The organism is Candidatus Hydrogenosomobacter endosymbioticus (genome assembly GCF_021654655.1).
Lineage (GTDB): Bacteria > Pseudomonadota > Alphaproteobacteria > Holosporales > GW7 > Hydrogenosomobacter > Hydrogenosomobacter endosymbioticus.
This window is the reverse complement of the sequence record NZ_AP025225.1, coordinates 433169-452209: the sequence shown is the minus strand read 5'-3', so window position 1 is coordinate 452209 and position 19041 is coordinate 433169. Positions and strand designations below refer to the sequence as shown.

13 protein-coding genes and 1 tRNA gene are annotated in these 19041 nt (G+C 41.5%); 10 read left to right on the top strand and 4 right to left on the bottom strand.

Features of this window, described 5'->3' with window-relative positions; genetic code table 11:
• Positions 1-8: 8 nt before the first annotated feature.
• On the bottom strand, positions 9-437 hold the full coding sequence (locus HYD_RS02080; RefSeq protein ID WP_236864468.1) for a hypothetical protein: 429 nt from the start codon (positions 435-437) through the stop codon (positions 9-11).
• Between the two features lie 335 nt (positions 438-772).
• Here HYD_RS02080 and HYD_RS02075 point away from each other — a divergent pair, with 335 nt between their 5' ends.
• From HYD_RS02075 to HYD_RS02065, 3 genes are all read left to right on the top strand, one after another.
• A complete protein-coding gene (locus tag HYD_RS02075) occupies positions 773-1315 on the top strand; it encodes a TlpA family protein disulfide reductase (protein WP_236864466.1) in 543 nt (180 codons plus the stop codon).
• Between the two features lie 138 nt (positions 1316-1453).
• Positions 1454-2674 (top strand): efflux RND transporter periplasmic adaptor subunit, encoded by a 1221-nt coding sequence (locus HYD_RS02070; RefSeq protein WP_236864464.1) that lies wholly within the window; start codon positions 1454-1456, stop codon positions 2672-2674.
• Positions 2675-2792: 118 nt separating this feature from the next.
• A complete protein-coding gene (locus tag HYD_RS02065) occupies positions 2793-5978 on the top strand; it encodes an efflux RND transporter permease subunit (RefSeq protein WP_236864462.1) in 3186 nt (1061 codons plus the stop codon).
• A gap of 93 nt (positions 5979-6071) precedes the next feature.
• On the opposite strand, the gene thrS is transcribed toward HYD_RS02065, so the two are convergent.
• Positions 6072-8027 (bottom strand): threonine--tRNA ligase, encoded by a 1956-nt coding sequence (gene thrS, locus HYD_RS02060; protein WP_236864460.1) that lies wholly within the window; start codon positions 8025-8027, stop codon positions 6072-6074.
• Between the two features lie 135 nt (positions 8028-8162).
• Between thrS and HYD_RS02055 the strand changes: the two genes are divergently transcribed.
• The 3 genes from HYD_RS02055 (at position 8163) to HYD_RS02045 (ending at position 10030) form a co-directional block, all read left to right on the top strand.
• A tRNA-Pro gene (locus HYD_RS02055) sits at positions 8163-8236 on the top strand.
• Positions 8237-8324: 88 nt separating this feature from the next.
• Positions 8325-9290 carry a beta-ketoacyl-ACP synthase III gene (locus tag HYD_RS02050; RefSeq protein WP_236864458.1) on the top strand — a complete coding sequence of 322 codons (966 nt, stop codon included), beginning with the start codon at positions 8325-8327 and terminating at the stop codon, positions 9288-9290.
• 104 nt (positions 9291-9394) lie between these two features.
• A complete protein-coding gene (locus tag HYD_RS02045; protein ID WP_236864456.1) occupies positions 9395-10030 on the top strand; it encodes a zinc-ribbon domain-containing protein in 636 nt (211 codons plus the stop codon).
• 16 nt (positions 10031-10046) lie between these two features.
• Here the strand turns inward: HYD_RS02045 and HYD_RS02040 are convergent, their stop codons facing one another.
• A complete protein-coding gene (locus HYD_RS02040) occupies positions 10047-11012 on the bottom strand; it encodes an ACP S-malonyltransferase (RefSeq protein WP_236864454.1) in 966 nt (321 codons plus the stop codon).
• A 296-nt stretch (positions 11013-11308) separates the two neighbouring features.
• Between HYD_RS02040 and truB the strand changes: the two genes are divergently transcribed.
• The 4 genes from truB (at position 11309) to HYD_RS02020 (ending at position 15607) form a co-directional block, all read left to right on the top strand.
• Positions 11309-12193 carry a tRNA pseudouridine(55) synthase TruB gene (gene truB / locus HYD_RS02035; protein WP_236864451.1) on the top strand — a complete coding sequence of 295 codons (885 nt, stop codon included), beginning with the start codon at positions 11309-11311 and terminating at the stop codon, positions 12191-12193.
• Between the two features lie 37 nt (positions 12194-12230).
• Complete coding sequence (gene rpsO, locus HYD_RS02030) at positions 12231-12500, top strand: 30S ribosomal protein S15 (protein ID WP_236864449.1); 270 nt, start codon at positions 12231-12233, stop codon at positions 12498-12500.
• Positions 12501-12547: 47 nt separating this feature from the next.
• Positions 12548-14707: a polyribonucleotide nucleotidyltransferase gene (pnp, locus tag HYD_RS02025; RefSeq protein WP_419469456.1), complete on the top strand. Its 2160-nt coding sequence runs from the start codon at positions 12548-12550 to the stop codon at positions 14705-14707.
• A gap of 261 nt (positions 14708-14968) precedes the next feature.
• Positions 14969-15607: a hypothetical protein gene (locus HYD_RS02020; protein ID WP_236864444.1), complete on the top strand. Its 639-nt coding sequence runs from the start codon at positions 14969-14971 to the stop codon at positions 15605-15607.
• A gap of 121 nt (positions 15608-15728) precedes the next feature.
• Here HYD_RS02020 and HYD_RS02015 read toward each other — a convergent pair whose 3' ends face one another.
• The gene (locus HYD_RS02015) at positions 15729-18944 is read right to left on the bottom strand and encodes a hypothetical protein (protein ID WP_236864443.1); all 3216 of its coding nucleotides are present in this window, start codon (positions 18942-18944) and stop codon (positions 15729-15731) included.
• Between the last annotated feature and the right edge of the window lie 97 nt (positions 18945-19041).

The window sequence follows — 19041 nt, the reverse complement described above, 5'->3', positions numbered from 1 at the left end:
TTTTATTATTATTCTTCTTCTTTTTCTTCTTCGGCTTGAAACAGGTCGCTATTGTCTGATGCTTGGAAAAGTGCCAGTTTGTTATTGGTATCGCTGAAAAAGTTCATTATTTTAGTAGTGGCGTTAAGATACGTAACAATAAGAGGTCTGCTTAAAATTCTTGGTTGTGTGCCGCTTTCTGAAATTGCGGAGCTTATTTTTTCAGTTATTTTTTTATATAAATCTTCATCATCAGAGTCTATTTCTTTTAGATTTTTCATAAGAAGCGCCGTCAAAATTTTAGCGCCTTCGTTGGAGCTTACTTTCACTGTGCCGGCTATGTCGCTAACAACTTCTACGAGTTCTTTTTCGCTGAGCTTTCTTGAGTAAGCGCACGGGCCTACAGCTGAAGCAAGCGTTATTATTAATGAAAATTTAAAAATGTTGCTCAAAGTCATGGTTTTTCTCTGCGTGGGTTTTTATTATTATAAAAAAAGCGAGAGAAAAAACCGCTAATTTTTATTAAGATCTTTCTATATATCTGTTTTAAATCCCAATTATTCAGTCTTTGGTGGATAATCTCTATGCTCATAGCCTGTTTCTGGCTGAACTAATGACCCAGACTTTCCGCACCCGCTAATGATAAAGGCGGGAAACAGAATGAAGGCAAATACAGTAGCGAGTGCGAAGAAGAAAACAACTTTACTGTGCATCGTAAATTGAACTATCGCTGGCATCGTTATGGTGCTACGATACCACTCGAGGGTCTTTTGTTCAATCGGAATATGTAAACATGAAAAACGGGTGTTTTTTTGGGGCGAAATCTATGGTTTTTGCGGCACTGCTGAGCGTTGGGGTTTTGAATGCATGCGCGGTGTTTAACGGGCAGTTTAAAGATACAGGAGGACTATACTCATGTATGAAATATGGTACAGGCAAAGTTGGGGACGCTGTTGCTTCGATAAAGGAGCTCCAAGAAAAGAATAAGCGGCCTGTGGTTCTTATAATAATGGCCACCTGGTGCGGGCCATGCGTGAGCGAACTTCCAGCTGTGAAGGTGATGCAGCAGAAGCTTAAGGGAGTTGTAGATGTTGTCGTTGTGTGTATGGATGGAAACAAAGATGCTGCGGCTGAACTTTCTAGGTCTAATGGCATAGAGATATTTATGAGCGGGAACATAAGCAAAAACGCTAAAGATTGCGGAATAACAAGCGTTCCTACGGCTGTTATGTTCGACGTGTCAGGAAAAATTGTAGATGTTAAGACAGGTGCCAGAGACTGGGATGACGACAGCGTTATAACTAGTGTGAAAAGGACTGTTGGAGTGTGCAAATAGTTATTTTTTCTGTAGAATGCTTTTGGCGCTTCTGAAGCTTAGTCGCCGTGCGATGGTATGTTAAAAACAGAAATTTAACGGTCGTTGTTATAGCATCGTGCCTGAAATTGTGGCTTTTTTGTGTGTGGAGATGTTCTTATGAAGGGGTTAAGGAGGTTTAGGGAGAAAGAAGGAAAAGGGTTTTCTCCTAGCGTCGTTATAGGTCTAATTGGCGTTAATATAATCTTGCTGTTTTTTGCTTGGCCGTCTATCCAGCAAACGTTTCCCTCTTTATTTGCTAAGAAGCAGGAGCAATTGATAAAAAGAACGCCTCCTTTGGTGACGGTGGAGCCTGTTAGGCGAGCTTCTGTCAGTAGGAGGAAAATGTTGAGCGGAACTATAAAGTCCACTAATTCTGTTTCTCTTATGTCGGAGATCCCTGGGAAGATAAAGAGCATTCACTTTAAGGAAGGCGCTATGGTTAAAGAGGGGCATCTTCTGATCCAGCTTGACAATAGGCAGGCTATAGCAGAGGTCAGAGAGGCAAAGGCTCGTGTGAAACAGCTTGAAGCGCAATATAGAAGAACTAAGATACTAACAGATAGGCAATATGGGTCTGTTGCTACTCTTGAGAAAGCTGCAGCTGATCTTGAGGCTGCGAAGGCTGCTCTTGAAAAAGCGGAGGTTCACCTCACGTACACTCAGATCCGAGCGCCATTTGATGGATACATGGGATTTAAGAACATCGGACCAGGAGACCACAACATAAGCACTGGGACTCGCATATCAAACAACCAAGAGCTTGCCGTTATAGTGAGCCCAGATCCTCTTGAGGTTAATTTTACTGTTCCAGAAAACGAAGCACACGCTATTGATGTTGGTCAGGAGATTGATGTTACGGTCGAAGGTGTAAACGAGCTGCCTGTTTCTGCAACGGTTCTTGCGATAGAGCCTTATTCTAGCCCATCGTCTCATAGCGTTAACGTTAAGGCAGAGCTGCGTAATCAAAGTAATGAGTTTAAGCCTGGTATGTTTGCTCGCGTTAACATCTCTCTTTCTTCAGATTCTGACAGTATAGTAGTTCCCGAATCTGCAGTTGTTCCTGAAGGCGATCAGAAGTATGTGTTTGTGGTGATGCGTGGAAGGGCAATACAAAAATCTGTGATATTGGGCGCTAGCGAGAATGGCTTGGTTCAAGTCACGCACGGCTTGAACGAAGGAGATGTAGCCGTGATTGATGGGGGCGGGCTGCTTGTTGATGGGCAAATGGTCAGGACTCAGGAAGTGTCTGAGTTGCTTGAAAAAGGCGCAAAAGACGGCTCTCCGGCTTCTAAAAATGGTGGAGGCTCTGGGAGCAAGAAAGAAGAGGGCAAAAGATAGAAAATGGGTCTTTTCGGAAAGATAGTGTTTTTTTGAGGTGCGTTCTTTTGTGTGTCTGGAATCTATGCTCGGTGAGTAGTGATTGCGTGTTTGGTGTTTTTGATATGGAAGCTGCGATATGAGTGATAATGGGAAAATTGGCGAATTTGAAACCTCGTTTGCGTTTACTGACTTTTTTATAAAAAGGCCTATATTTGCTTGGGTTGTTAATGTAATGCTTATAATCATGGGGCTGGTTGCGTTGACTCAGCTGTCTATAAGACAATACCCTCGCATAGAAAATCCTGTAATAACGATAACGACAGGTTGGTCTGGAGCAAGCGTTTCTGCAATAGAGTCGCAAGTCACCCGCCCTTTAGAGGATATATTTTCCAGTCTGGAAGGGTTGGACCATATCACATCTGATAGTGACCCAGAGCAAAGCAAAATTAAACTATACTTCACCAACCGGTCGGCTGACGCGGCGCTTAGCGAGATAATTGAAAGATTAAATAAAAACTCGAGAGTGCTTCCGGAGGAAACGGACAAGCCGACTATTACGAAGGCTGATGCAGACGCTAACCCTATAATGAAGATAGCGCTTACCGGAGAGGGGTTCTCTACAGCAGAGCTGTATGATATGGCCGATAGATCTATAAAAAATTCGTTCGAAACTGTTGCCGGAGTGGCTACCGTTGACATAGCTGGTGGAAGTGGGTTTCAGATGAATTTGACGTTAGATCCGGTGAAAATGGAGGCGTATAAAATAACAGCAATAGAAGTATTGGACGCGCTTAAAAGATACAATCTTCAGCAAAAACCTGCAGGAAAGCTTACTGCGAAGGAACAGGAATTTATACTTACTACAAGGTCATGTCTTAATAATCCTCAGGCTTTCAACGATATGATAATTTCTGAACGAAAAAGCGGAGTAGTAAAGGTTTCTGATATTGGCTCTGCCAGTGTTTGTCCAGAAGAAGAAAAATATATGGTAACTTTCAACGGGAAGCCAGGAGTGGTTTTTAACATAATCCCACAGCCTCAGTCGAACCCAATAGAAATATCTAAGGAGATACGCAAAAGGGTGAGCGACATACAGAGCGGACTTCCAAGCGGGGTTGAGCTTTCTGTCGCTATAGATAGAACAATATTCATAGAAAAATCTATCAACCAGGTTTATAGAGCTATTTGGGAGGCGATAGCTCTTGTACTTGTCGTTATACTCGTGTTTCTATGCTCGGCAAGGGCATCTATCATTCCTATGATAACCATCCCAATTTCGCTGGTGGCTACGTTGTTTGTTATGTTCCTGATGGGTTTTACTATAAATATTCTTTCGCTATTAGCGTTAGTGCTGGCGATAGGACTTGTTGTTGATGACGCGATTGTCGTTATGGAAAATGTATATCGGCATATAGAAAGAGGACTTAGTCCGATGGATGCTGCAATAGTAGGTTGCAGGGAGATTAGGTTTTCGGTTATAGCTATGACGCTTACTTTGGCTGCTGTATATGCTCCTATTGCGTACGCTCCAGGTCTTATGGCTCGAGTGTTCAGAGAGTTTGCCCTCACTCTTGCTGCATCGGTTATTATTTCTGGGTTTGCGGCGTTGACGTTGTCTCCTGCAATGTGTGCGCGTCTTTTGAAGTCTCATGCGGGAGAGGGAGCGGTGAGCGAAGAATTTGCAGGTTACGGTTGGGTGTCTTATTTTTTGAAGTATCTTGATGTGGCGGCAGAAAAGACTAGGGCGTTTTTAGCTAGAGTTGACCTGGTATACACTAGGTATGTTAATAGCGCTTTGGATAATTCAAGCACTGTTCTTTCTGTTGCGGGAGTGTTTTTTTGCATAAGTATTTTTCTCGCGATGTTTCACATAAAAAAAGAGTTTTCTCCAGCGGAAGATCAAGGAATTGTGCAGGGGGTTTTTTCTAGTGCTCCTGCTACTAACCTCAAATATCTTACAAAATATAATGCAAAAATTGATGAAATATTTGCCGCTGAGCCTGAGGTTGGTAATAGAGTTATAATTTCTCAAACTAATGATGAGTCGTATATAGTAAGCACGCTTTCTCCATGGGAAAATCGTAGTAGGAAATGCAGGGATATCCTTCCAAATCTTAGAACAAAACTGTGGGACCTTGTTGGCATTTCGTCAAGAGTCGGGTGTCCGAGTTATTCTATGAAAGGTGGCGGGGCAGAAAAACCTCTTTCATTTCTTCTTTTGACAAACAAATCATACCAAGAGCTTGAGAAAGTTGGTCTTGATATAATGGAAAAGATCATCGCTAAGCAGGATGGTGTGGACCGTCATACGCTTGATCCTGCTCGCCTTGCAACCGTTCCAGAGTATATTATAATCCCAAAAAATATGGAGTATGCGCACGAGCTTGGGATAGATCCAGACACAATTGCGAGAACGCTGCAAATTCTTATTAGGGGCAGCAACGCGACCAAGTTCGAGAAGGAGAACAAAATGTATCCTGTGCATATCTGGATTGGAGAGCAATTTAGAAAATCTCCTTCTGATATACTTCAACTTTCTGTAAAGGGATATAAAAAACGTAATGAAGAAGTTATGATTCCACTTAAAAACATAATAGATATAGAGCAGAAAGAGTCGCAGCCTTCGATTGCGCATTATGAAAAGAAACGATCCTTTCCGATACGTGCTGGTCTGATTTATGGGTATGGTATTGGTTCTGTATATGCTGATGTAAAGCAGAAGATCGAAGCAGAGCTGCCTGCTGGGTATTCAATAGAGCCTATAGATGACCTGAAAACATTTTTGAATGAGAACAGGAATATATACGTTATATTTGGCTTGTCGTTGGTGTTTATTTTTCTAGTGTTGGCGGCTCAGTTCGAGAGTCTGGTGGCTCCGTTCATAATTCTTATGAGCGTTCCTCTTGCAGTCGGAGGAGCTATGATGACGTTGTCTCTGATGCCTACTGGTAGTTTGAATATATACAGTCAAATAGGGCTTATAACCCTTATAGGACTTATAGCTAAGCACGGAATACTTCTTACGGATTTTGCCAATCGCGCTCAAGAAGAGCGAGGCGTTTCTAGGCGAGATGCTATATTGGAGGCTTGTCACCTGAGGCTTAGGCCGATACTTATGACAACATTCGCGATGATGCTGGGAGCTCTTCCTTTAGCTCTTGCTTCTGGGGCTGGCTCGGAATCTAGGAGGCAGATTGGAGCTGTTATAGTTGGTGGAATGGGCATTGGTACTCTGTTTACATTGTTTGTAGTACCGGTTGTGTATATGTTGTTTAGAGGGAGGAAGGGCCAAAAAGCTGTTAATTCTGCGAATGGAAACTAAAACTTAAGTTATTGGTGTGGGTGATTTCAGAGCTTTGATTGGACTGCTCCAGATTCTGGATTAGGGAAAGGGCGTTCGCTCTGTAGAACAAGGTCACACAATAGAGTTCTTTGCAACAGATTTTTCCGCTATGACTTTTTTAATCAAATCTATAGCCTCTTGCAAGCCCAATATCTTCTGAGTTTCTCCTGCCCTAAGGCACACTTTTTCAGACGCTTCTTCTTTTGCTCCGACGACAAAAATGCATGGAACTTTCTGAGAATGCAGCTCTCTTATTTTGTATGATATTTTCTCATTCCTAAAATCTCGCTCTACTCTGAGCCCTGCTTTCAAAAGTTCTTGGACAACTTTTTCTCCATATGGAACGAAAGCCTCGCTTATCGTAGCAACAGAAACTTGTATCGGAGAAAGCCAGAGCGGAATCCAGCCTCCATAATTTTCCAGCAAAATTCCTATAAAACGCTCCAAAGATCCTAAAATCGCCCGGTGAAGCATGACCGGATGCTTTTTCTTTCCATCTTCAGCTATATAGTGTGCTCCCATGCGATCGGGAAGAACAAAATCTATCTGAAAAGTTCCGCATTGCCAGAGCCTTCCCAAAGAATCTTTTAATACAAATTCAAGCTTAGGGCCATAAAAAGCTCCCTCTCCTGGGAAAATTGTGTATAAAAGACCAGAAGCATCAGACGCTTCCATAAGCGAGCGTTCAGCCTTGTCCCACAGTTCATTAGACCCTAGCCGCTTTTCTGGCCTCGTCGCAAGGCGAACAATGATATCGCAAAACCCAAAATCTTTATAGATCTCTCTGAGTAGAGAGCAGAATCTAATGGTTTCCTCTACAATTTGCTCGGTTGAGCAGAATATGTGAGCATCGTCTTGTACAAAACTTCGAACGCGCATGATCCCATATAGCGATCCAGACGGCTCGTTTCGCGAGCAGCTTCCGAACTCCGCCATTCTTATGGGAAGGTCTTTATAGCTTGTAAGTCCGCAGCATTTTGGTCCTTTCTTGAATATCTGTATGTGGCAAGGGCAATTCATCGGTTTCACACCGTGAGTTGCTTTTTCCTGTTCTATCAAGAACATGACGTCGCGAAATTTTTCCCAATGACCAGACTGTTCCCAAAGGGCTTTAGATACTATATGAGGTGTGTTTACCTCGGAATAGCCATTAGCAGACAGTTTTTTTCTCATATACGAGATTATTTCCTGGTATATTATCCATCCGTTTGGGTGCCAAAACACACAGCCAGGAGCTTCTTCTTGAGTATGAAAAAGCGCCATCTCTTTTCCGAGCTTTATATGGTTTCTTTTTTCTGCTTCTTCCAGGTTAGCTAAATGCTCTTTCAATGCGGCGTTGCTATGCCATGCCGTACCATAAATTCTTTGAAGTTGTTCATTATTATGGTCGCCAAGCCAATATGCTCCAGCGACCTTTGTCAACGCAAAACATCCTTTAAGCCTTCCTGTAGAGGGTATATGGGGGCCTCGGCACAGATCAACGAAAGATCCTTGCTGATATATGGATATCTTTTCATTTTCTGGGATTTTCTGAACGAGCATCTGCTTAAACGGTTCATCTTTTTTCATAAACATCTCGAGAGCGTCGTTGCGACTCTGTTCTGAGCGAACAAATTTTTGGTCTCGTTCAACCAGCTCCTGCATTTTTGCTTCTATTACCTTTAGATCATCCTCTGTAAATGGTCTTTCGCTTTTAAAATCATAGTAGAAACCATTTTCAATAACCGGCCCTATAGCTGGTCTGACATCTGGAAACAGCTCTCTGACTGCTTCGGCTAGTATATGGGCTGTGCTATGCCGTATTATATGAAGGCCTTCGCTATCGTTCTCCATTATCATTCGTACTTTGGAGTTATGAGGGATTTTACTCGATAGGTCCTTTATTTCTCCATGAACTTCTATTGCAACGGCAGACTTGTCGGCACCGATTTTTTTAGCTACGTCGTGCCCAAAAACTTCATATAAATCAAATGTAAGCTTTTGAGGCTTTGACTCAGCGCCATTTTGCAATAAAAAAATTTCAACCATAATATCGGCTCGCTGATAGCACATTCAGATAAGATTTTAGACCATATTTTTAAAAATGGAATAGCAGATCGGTGTATGCCTGGTGTATGTCGGAGCCAATTGAAAAAACACTTTTGTTGCTATAGCATCTCATTGCGGAGTGTAGCGCAGCCTGGTAGCGCACCGCGTTCGGGACGCGGGGGTCGCGGGTTCAAATCCCACCACTCCGATCGCTTTTTTCTTGGGTAGTTACATGAATTTTTACTTATGGTTGCTGTGATGTATAATAATCGATAGTTGTTTTAATGCTGAAATTTTATGTGCAGCTGCGTTATATGTGGGATTGGCGGATACCTTCCTTCGAATGTCGTGACGAACGACATGCTGTCTCTAACACTTGATACGTCCGATCAATGGATCTCTGAAAGAACAGGGATCAAAGAAAGACGGATAATAAGTGACGAGGAGTCGACGTCAGATATGGCATGTAGTGCAGCAGAAGTTGCTATTGAAGATGCAGGCGTTTCAGCAGAAGATATAGATCTTATAATTGTTGCTACATCAACAGCTGACAACACTTTTCCAGCAGCTGCGACTAAGGTACAGAAAAAACTGGGTGCTTTTGGGGCTATAGCGTTTGATCTAAACGCTGCTTGTAGTGGATTTTTGTTTGCTTTGGATGTTGCTAGGTCCTATATAAAACTTGGCAATATTAAAACAGCGCTTGTTATAGGAGCCGACTCTTTGTCGAAAGTTGTTGACTGGTCTGATAGGTCGACAGCTGTTTTGTTTGGAGATGGAGCGGGAGCTTTTTTGCTTAGGGCGGGCCATTCTTCTGAAAATAGCTTGAAAGGCGTTATTGCGTCTAGGCTTTATACTAATGGTAGAGGATATGGGTTTTTATATGTGTCTGGCGGACCTGGGACGACGCGTACGTCTGGTACAATAAAAATGAGCGGTCGAGAGGTTTTCAAAGAGGCTGTGACGCAAATGGAGAAGCTGTGCTTTGCTGTTTTAGACGATGCTGGGATTGATATGAGCGGTGTTGACATAATAGTTCCCCATCAAGCAAATAAAAGAATTATAGATCTTTTGGCTCAAAGGTTTGACGCGAAAGATAAAATGGTTTGTTCTATAGCTAGCCACTCTAACACTTGCGCTGCTTCTGTTCCATTGGCTCTTTGGTCCAATTATGGAGGAGCTCTAGCTCTATCTGGAAAAACCGTGTTATTTGTTGCCTTTGGAGCAGGGTTTACCGCTGGTGCGTGTGTGGCGAAATTTTAAACCTCTATGCGTTGCCTTGACTATTTAACTATTTTTGCGCGATCCTTTGTTCAGGTCTGTTTTTCGCTCTGTATGTGGCGATTTTATGTTGATAATTGGCGAGTATGATAGTAAGGTGTGCTTCTTGCGCGAAACGATATCACATAGATGAAGATGTAATCGGCTCTAAGGGCAGGTATGTGCGGTGCACATCATGCGGGCATGTATGGAAACAAGACCCTCCTTTGCCAACAAAAAATAGCCTTGTGGCTCTTGGAAAGGTTCCTATGGTGATTGATGAGGAAAAACAAACAGGTCGCAAAAAAAATAGCGAAGGGGTGTTTTTCAACATAGCAGTTAGCGCGTTCGCCGCCAGCCTTTTTTTCTTGTCTGCTTTTATGATGCGTAATAAGTTGGTTGAGCTTTTCCCTTCGATGGTTGATTTATATGCATTGCTGGAAATTCCAGTTGTGTATTCTGATAAAAGGGTTATAGAAATTAAGTATTTCTCTACTCAAATCAATAAAAATTCTAACACTATTTTAATAGTTGGAGATTTGTTTAATTCTTCCAGAAAAAAAGAAGCGCTACCGCCGCTTTTGATATCGTTCATAAAAGAGGAAAAGGGAGAAAAAATTGTTTTACGTCAGGTTAGATACGTTCCGGAAAGGCAAACCCTTCTTCCTGAAGAAACGTTCCATTTCGAAATTCCTATACAAAGTCCGCCTCAAGGATTTTCATACGCTAGTATATCGATATGAAATACGGAATTGCAGTCTAACAGGATTTCATATAGTCCGAAATTGAAGACATGCTTTCTGCATCTTGCGCGGAGAAGCAGGAGGCATAAGGGATACATTTCTTTGCCATTCCAGAAAGGATGCTACTAGCGCCTAGCTCTATGAAAGCCTCTATTCCGGAGGACGCCATAAATTCCTGAGTTTCTCTCCATCGAACCTTGCCTGTCGTTTGATTAATAAGGTGGTTTTTTATTACCGAACAAGATGTTTGTGGACGTGCAGAGAAATTAGTGATGACTGGAACCACTGGGTCTATAAAAATCGATTCTTCTATTGTCTCTTTTATTTCATCATGAGCTTCTTGCATTAAAGGTGAGTGAAATGGGCCTTCAACGTTTAGTTCTGCCGCTCTTTTTGCTCCCTTTAGTTTTGCAATTTTTGCGGCTTCTATAAGAGCGGGGACGCTTCCGCTTAGCACGGCTTGGCCGTCTATGTTATCCACAGATATATAACACTTTTCTTTTCCGTAAGATTCTATTTCTTTAACAATCTCGTTTATAGATGAGATCCCTAGCCCCAAAACTACAAGCATTTTCCCTGGGTTATTTTGGCACGATTTTTTCATTGCGAGAGACCTGCGGCGAATAATTTTTGCGCATTGCTGTATAGACGCGACCCCCGCTGCGCAAACTGCTGCATACTCTCCAACAGAGTGGCCAGACATAAAACAGGCCTGAGACAAGTCTATCCCAAATTCGTTTTGCAAAACGCTGGCGGAGCAAATGCTTACAGAAAAAATTGCTAATTGGGAAAATTCTGTTTGCGCCAACTTTTCCTCAGCGCCAGACAGCATAACGTCTACGATGTCTATGCTACACGCGTCTGATATTTCTTCCATAATATCTCTAGCACACGAAAACTGCTTTATTAAGGAGGCGCCCATGCCTACGTGCTGCGATCCTTGACCTGGAAATGCGCAAACAAACTTTTTGACCTTTTTCAAACATCCTCCAATAGTTTAGATTTTTGCTACAAAAACCTAGCATGCTACGTTTTGGACAACTTTTTGCTGCGTAAAGCCAAGTCTGATCGAGCTATTTCCGACATTTTACTATTAACTGATTAATTCGCGCAACAGTAATTCGTATCGCATTGAATTACTGTTGTGCATTTGCATTAAATATATGCTGACGGCTAGTTTTGCGCTATTCGTAAAAGAAAAATCGATTAAATACCGCTTTACTTTATAGGGATTTTTACAAATATTTATGTAATTGCGAAACGTATCTGGAATGTTTAATGGATGGATGGGCTGTAATAGACAAAAGTTGCGGAATAACTTCTATGCGTGTGACGTCTAGGGTTAAAAAGATCATCAAAGAAATTGTTGGAAAAAAAGTGCGAGCAGGTCATGCTGGAACGCTTGATCCGTTCGCTACAGGTGTTTTGCCAGTTGCTTTTGGGCGGGCTACGAGCCTTATTCCTATTCTTATGTCTCAAAGCAAAGAGTATGAGTTTACGTTATCATTTGGAGCGAAGACCTCTACTGGTGATTGCTATGGAGATGAAGAGGAAAGGAATTGCTATATTCCAAGAGAGTCCGAAATCGTATCTGTGATTAGAGGCTTTATAGGAGAGATAGACCAAACTCCGCCGTCATTTAGCGCGATAAAAATTCGTGGGGTTCCAGCATATAAATTGGCTAGAAAAAAAGAGGTTTTTGAAATCTTGCCAAGAAAGGTTCGAATATTTGAGCTTGAATTTTTAGATATGAAAACGGTTGATTCCGCAGATTTTAGGGTAAAATGTGCAAGCGGAACATATATTCGTTCGCTCGGAGAAGATATAGCTAGGGCCCTAAACACGTGCGGCCATTTGTCTCAGCTTAGAAGAACTAGGGTAGGTCCTTTCAGTTGTGAGCTCGCGACAAGTATAGATTTTTTTCAGGAAATGATGTATAAGGGCGATAGAGGCTTTTTGTTTTCTTTGTGTGCTGGGCTGGGCGACATCCCGGTTTGCGCTGTGACAGCAGAGGAACGAAGCAGGCTGTGGCACGGATTGCCGGTGTTGAAGGGAAATAGTTGTTCTGGGGACGGCAGAGTCGCCTGTATGTGCGACAATATGCTGGTTGCGTTATGTGATCGCGACGGTGAGGAGATTGTTCCTAAGAGGTGTTTTTTGTGATACTTGTTGTTTTGTGGCGCTAATATGGAGGAAAAAGATGTCGATATCTAAAGAGAAAAAGCAAGAAATTATGAAGGCTTTTCAGAGGAAGCAGGGTGATACCGGCTCTCCTGAGGTGCAGATAGCTGTTTTGACAGCTCAAATTAATAACATAAGTGAGCATATTAAGTTGAATCAAAAGGATTTTCATTGTAGGCGCGGGCTTTTAAAGCAAGTGAGCAGAAGAAGGTCTTTATTGGACTACTTGAAAAAACAAAACCCTGAATCATATCAAAACGTTATTAAATCGTTAGGGTTGAGAAGGTAGTTCCGAGGAAGGTTGGCAAAAGGGAAAAGTTTAGTGAATAAAGGAAGATATTTATGGTAAAAACCCACAAAAAAGAAGTGCAGTGGGCGGGGCGTTCTCTTGTTTTTGAAACAGGAGAGTTTGCTCGGCAGGCAGATGGAGCTGTTTTAGTGCGTTATGGCGGAACGAGCGTTCTGTGCGTCGCTACTGCTGCTGATAAGGATGGATTCGATTGTGGGTTTTTGCCGCTTTCTGTTCATTATCAAGAGAAAGCGTACGCCGCTGGGAAAATACCTGGTGGTTTTTTGAAAAGAGAGAGCAAGCCGTCTGATCATGAGGTTTTAGCTTCTCGTATAATAGACAGAAGCATCAGGCCGTTATTTAGCTCTGATTTTGGAAGAGAAATACAGATTATATGTAGCGTGTTTAGTTATAGCGATGACTCGGATCCTGTTATTGCAGCAACAATCGGAGCGTCAGCGGCGGCTATGTTGTCTGGGATACCATTTAGTGGACCGGCCTGTATTGCTCGAGTTGGCATGAAGGGGAGCGGAGGTTTTATGCTTAATCCTTCGAGAGAATCGCTTGAAGCATCCCAGCTTGATCTGACGGTGGCTGGGACACTGGATGCTGTTCTCATGGTTGAGTCTGGAGCTATGGAGCTATCTGATGAGGATATGTTGCTTGCTATTGAACATGGTAGGTCTGCATTTGCTCCTGTTATAGACGCTATAGGTCAGCTCTGCAAGGAATGCTCCGAACACACAGATCGAAAGAAGAGCGGAAAGTTCGCTTCCTATTATAATAGGTCTAAGGAACAAGAGTGCTGTGTTTCTGAGGATAAAGTTATTTCTGCTATAGATGCTGAGTCGGGCAGACTTTCTTCTGTCTGCGATGATAATGACAAGGAGAGACGGAAGGCGCTGCTCAAACTCATAGCAGATGATGTGTTCCGTTCTTTGGGATTTTCAGGAGAAGACGGAAAGTCTTGCGGCACTGAATTTGAAGAAGCAAGGGCCTGTTTTGACAAGATGTTTTCTGAGCGCTGGAAATTTTTTGTGAGAAATAGAATTGTGTCTGAAGGGAAAAGGATTGGCGGCAGGGGAGCTAATGATGTTCGCGATATACACTCTAGAGTGGGCCTTTTCGAGAGGGTGCATGGAAGCGCCTTGTTTACGCGTGGCGGCACTCAAGCGGTTGTTGTTGCAACCCTTGGAAGCTCTAAAGACGCGCAGATGGTTGACTCGCTTGATGGCGTACGGCATGAGACTTTCTTGCTGCACTATAACTTTCCGAATTTTTCTGTTGGAGAAGTAGGGAAAGTAGGTCCTCCAGGTAGGCGCGAAGTTGGGCATGGAAATCTTGCATGGAGAGCACTTAAGTCTGTGTTGCCGAGCCAGGAGGAGTTTCCGTATACTGTTAGGCTGGTGTCCGAAATCACAGAGTCTGATGGATCTTCCTCTATGGCTACTGTTTGTGGGGCGGCTCTTGCTGCAATGGATGCAGGTGTTCCACTCAAAAGAATGGTGTCAGGAATAGCCATGGGGCTTATTAAAGAGGGTGGTAAAGTTGTAGTTCTCTCTGATATAAGCGGGGACGAAGACCACCTGGGAGATATGGATTTTAAGGTTGCCGGTACGGAAAAGGGAATAACGGCCCTTCAGATGGACCTGAAGGTGTCTGGTATATCGATGGATATTTTGCGCTCTGCTGTTAAGCAAGCGAATGAAGGGAGAGAGTTTATAATGTCGGAAATGAAAAAGGTTTTGAGTGAGCCGCGCAAAAAGATAAGTGAAAGCGCTCCAAGAATTACAACAATAAAGATTCCAGTTGATAAGATAAAAGATCTGATCGGTGCTGGAGGGAAGAATATAAAGTCTTTGTGCGAAATGGGGGCTGAAATAGACGTTTCTCAGGATGGTGTTGTTAAGGTATTTGCTGCGTCTGACGATATTTCTAAGCGCGTTGTTGAAAGAATTAGAGGGACGACGGTTGTCCCCTCTGTTGGGGATGTCTTTACCGGCAAGGTCGTGGGGCTTGTTGATTTCGGTGCGTTTGTGAATTTTTGCGGACAGCAGGATGGGCTTGTGCATGTGAGCGAAATTTGCGATAGAAGAATCGATAGTCCTGCGGATGTGCTGACAGTTGGACAGGAAGTTGTGGTTAAAGTTGTTGGGTTTGATAAGCGAGGCAAAATAAAGCTGAGCATAAAACAAGCGAAAGAATAGGACGTTGGGGGGCGCAGGCACTAAGGCATAACGCATCAAGTTTGTTCTTGTGTTGGATTTGTTTTTGCTCTGCGCCCAACTGTGAGAAATGTGGTGTTCTCGTGGTCTTTTCGTCCGTTGTGCTTAAGGCGGGCCAACCTGTGCCCGTCTTGTTTATTTTCTTCTGTTCTCCTGTTGGTTTTTATTGGCGCTATAGGCTTTACAGTAATTTTATCGCGTTAGTGTATATTTTTTTCACGGCGGAATGCTGGAACTTTCAATATGTATTTTGGCTCTGGTGGCCCGAAGTGGATGGCTTGTTGCCGTGTGTGTTTTATGACGTTTTGCTATTGGGCTATCCTAGTGGCAGGAGTTTTTTCATCAATATTGCATGCTCTTCCTCCTCAGAAGCTGTCTCATGACCAGGTAGAAGGTATGCTAAAAATATACAAATCTTCTCCGCGCTCCATTTTTAAACTTAGTTCTTCTGGAAGTTCGGATGATTTGTTCGAGCTAGATTCAATTTGGATATGCTCTAGAGCAGAGCAGTTAATGCCGGTTGTTAGCTATCGAAATTTTGAGGTTCGGGTTAGCGATCGAGCCGTTCATAAGCCAGAGGTAATTGGAATAGGAATTGATACGAACATTCCATGGGGGTCAAAGCCAATAGATAAAGATTCTGCAAATAGAAAAGCTGTTTTTTATAGCTACAAAATTATTGACGCAACAACCAGAGTGATCGTCGGTTATATAAAGCTTCGCTTCCTTCCTTACGGAAATAAGGCGAAAGTTTCCTCATCAGAGAAGGAATATCACAAGATTAAAGGGCATACGGAGTATTCTGGAAAAGCTGAAAAGAAAGCGAAGAAGGAAAAACAGACTAATTCAGAAACAAAAACCAATTCAGAAACGAAAAAATGAAAACATTCTATAAATTTTTTCAAGAAATTTTGATTAAAATTTGTATCTTATAAAAAAGAAAATACAGGGCCGAAGCCCTGCATAGGAAATTGATTTTTATGTATCATTTTACTTTGAGCTATTAAAAAAACCAGCTGTTTTTATTTAGAGCCTCTTGTTTTTGTTTTATTATTTGGGCTTCTGTCAGCTTTTTAGCAGGGGGTTGTTGACTTGGAGAGTCAGTTTTTGTTTTATCAGAGGTCTTTCCGCTTTCTGTCTCTTTGTTTGATTGTTTGGATTCTGTTGATTGACTGCTGGCATCCTTATATATAGGCTTTTGTGTTTTTGGTTGAATTTGGGGTGAAGATGATTCGGAGTCTCCCTGATAGTCTGAGTCATAGTCTATAAATTGTTTTTCTTTTATCTGGCCCTTGTTTTGTCTATTTGCAGCTTTATATTTTTTAAGTTTTTTGATTTTTCTTTTTAAATTCTCAATTTCATCTATATAAGGATGATGATTTTGCGCATATTGAACTGGCATCATGAAATATGGATTGAATAGTTGCTGCTGTTGCATCATGGTCTGCGCATACTGCTGTTGTAGCCGATTTTGTTCAGATAGATGTTTATTGTCATAGCTCTCCTCAGATGATTCGAGTGGGTTTTCTTCGCGATCTTTTGTTCCTAGAGCTTTTTCTTGAGATTGCTGTTTTTTATTAGATTTAGCAGCAGTCAGGTTTTGTGCATTTTGCTCTTTGGGATCTTTATTTTTATTTTCTATGACTAGATCTTTGGCCATAGCCCATTCTTTAGGAAGGATTTTGCTAAACTCTTCGTATGCTTTTTCTAAAAGTTCGTTTTCAGTTTTGTTTTTATTTTTAGGAGCTAAGCGCTCTTTAATAAACTCGGCCTGATTTTTAAAGAAATTGGCGAATTTTCTAGTTTTTATAGAGTCTATTTCTTGCGGAGATGCAGGATCAGTCGCCCTACCGATAGACGCTAATACTGGGTGTAATTTTTCTTTCAAACTATATATGTCTTCGACATATTCGTCTTTCTGCTGATCGATAGCTAGCATACTTGAATCGTCTCCTTGCGATAGCGCGTCTTTTATACTTTTCCAATGGTTTTTTAGGTTGGACTTTATATTTTCTGAAGTTGCTATTTTTTCCCACATTTTATACTTATCTTCGTTGGATAGCCCCTTATGCGGAAGCTTGAATTTATTGATATATCCGGTAGCTGGAATTTGTGCTTTTAAAGCAAATTTATCCAGTTCATCAGCATAGGATTGAAGCTGCTCAATTTTTTTTTGTTCTTGTGGTATAGTTGGGGCTTGCTTCACGCCACTTTTTTGTGCCGGGTTTTGGGCCTGGATTTTGGAGTATAAAAGATTTGATTCGTTGGGGTTTGCCTGGTCAACATATTCTTCAAAACCTTCATCAGAAAACGGTTGTTTGCTGGTAGCAGCAGGTTGCTGAATCAAATCTTGTTGCGTCTGTGTGCTTTTGTCAGCGGCAAGTTCGTCCTGAGCTAATAAGTTTTCTTTTTCAACTTTATTCTTTATAGCTTGCTCCTCTTGTTGTTTTGATTTATAATTCTGGTTTGCGGTATTATCAAATTCGGTATTTTTATTAAGTTCTTTTGATAATTCTATGAATGCAGCTTTTTGCTTGTCTGTCATTTCTTTTTTATTTTCAGAAATTTGTATTTGTAAATCTGATTTTTTTGCTGATTTTTGCTGTTTTAAAAAATCACGAATATTTTGTGGTTTGTTAGTTTTATTTTCTGAAGAAAGTTGTTGCGGAGCTTTTTTTGCTGATGTTGTTGCTTTAACCTGCTGCTGATTTGTTGGATCAAGATTTTCCGCTATAAGTTTTATTTGTTTGTTCTGTTTGGTTGTTGTTTGTTCCTGTGGTTTCGTCGATGATTCTTGATCTGATAAATGTTGTTCAGGTGCAGATTTCTCCTCTTCTAAATACTGGCTCGCGTCCCTTGCATCATCAACAGCAGCTAATTGCTCTAATTGCTGTTTTGTGTTTGTTGTAGTTGCTTGTTTTTCTATATTATCAACAGGAGTCTGTTTTAGTTGCGTATCGATCTCTGTGTGTTGCTTTCTACCTATTTGCGATTTTTTATTTGTAAGTTCTGCTCCTTTTTCATACGCAGGCAAGATAGAGTCTACCTGTGAAGATAGTATTTTTGCATCTACATTGATTTTCGTTTGAAAACGAGGGTCTATTTTGTTGGAGCGGATGATGGAAGATAAATGTTCATAGATATTATTAGTGAGCGTTACAAGACTGCGGAGCGAATTTTGTTGTATTCCTCCGGCGTTTATTGAATTTGAGAGAACGTTTTTTATGATCAAATTTTTATTGTTTGATTTTTTGTTGATTTGCTCTTTGTTGATTTGCTCTTTGTTGATTTGCTCTTTGTTGATTTGCTCTTTGTTGATTTGCTCTTCGTTGATTTGCTCTTTGTTGATTGGCTCTTTGTTGACTTGCTCTTTGTTGACTTGCTCTTTGTTGACTTGCTCTTTGTTGACTTGCTCTTCGTTGCTTCCGGGGATTTCTATTGTAAGCGTATTAGATGCAGGGTTTACCCTTTGTATGAGCGCTTTAAAGATATTTTCGAAAGCGAGCTTTTTTTGAACCTGTTTTATATTGCCAGTCAAGGTGGATTCTATAATCGTTGGAATTTTTGCTATTATTTTTTCCTGCACTATGGAGCGTGCCTCTATTTTCTGATCTTCAGTTTTATGCGGAAATTCCGACCGCGCTTCTTTTGGGGAATTTGATCTGCTTTGTTTAGGGGAGATTGCGCTTAAAGGTTGAAGGGTTTTGACTATTTTTTGAGCTAGCCGTTTATTTTCCTCTTGAGAGGATTTTAAATTTTGTTCTTTAACCTTTATTCTTGACGCAGTTAAGCTCGGTTCTATTAGACTTTCTTGACTTTGTAGTGATTGCGTGGGGGCATGTGTTTTTTCCATTTGTTGCATGGTCAATTGTGGTTGTTTAGCATCTTCAGTTTGTTTTATTTGGGCGCTACCAGCTGTTTGGTTTTGTAGTTCCAGTTTCTGCTTCCGTTCTAGTTCCAGTTTCTGCTTCCGTTCCTGTTTCTGTTTCTGCTTCCGTTCCAGTTCCTGTTTCTGTTGGAGTTGTAGAACTGCCTGGAGACGCTGCTGTTTAGCCAATTCTTGTACTTTTTGCCTATTTTCTGCCGCCTCGTTTTTTCTATCTTCTGCCGCCTTGTTTTTTCTATTTTCTGCCGCCTTGTTTTTTTCGTCATCTTTTCCGGCGAACGCATTGCTTGACAATATCAAGGCACTTATTAGTAATATTTTATTATATTTCATGTTAGTTGGATTTTATGTATTTTATGAAAAAAGTATAATAAAAGTTCGTTAACAAAAAATTACAAGGGTGGAGAAGTATAATTATGCTGTGATATGC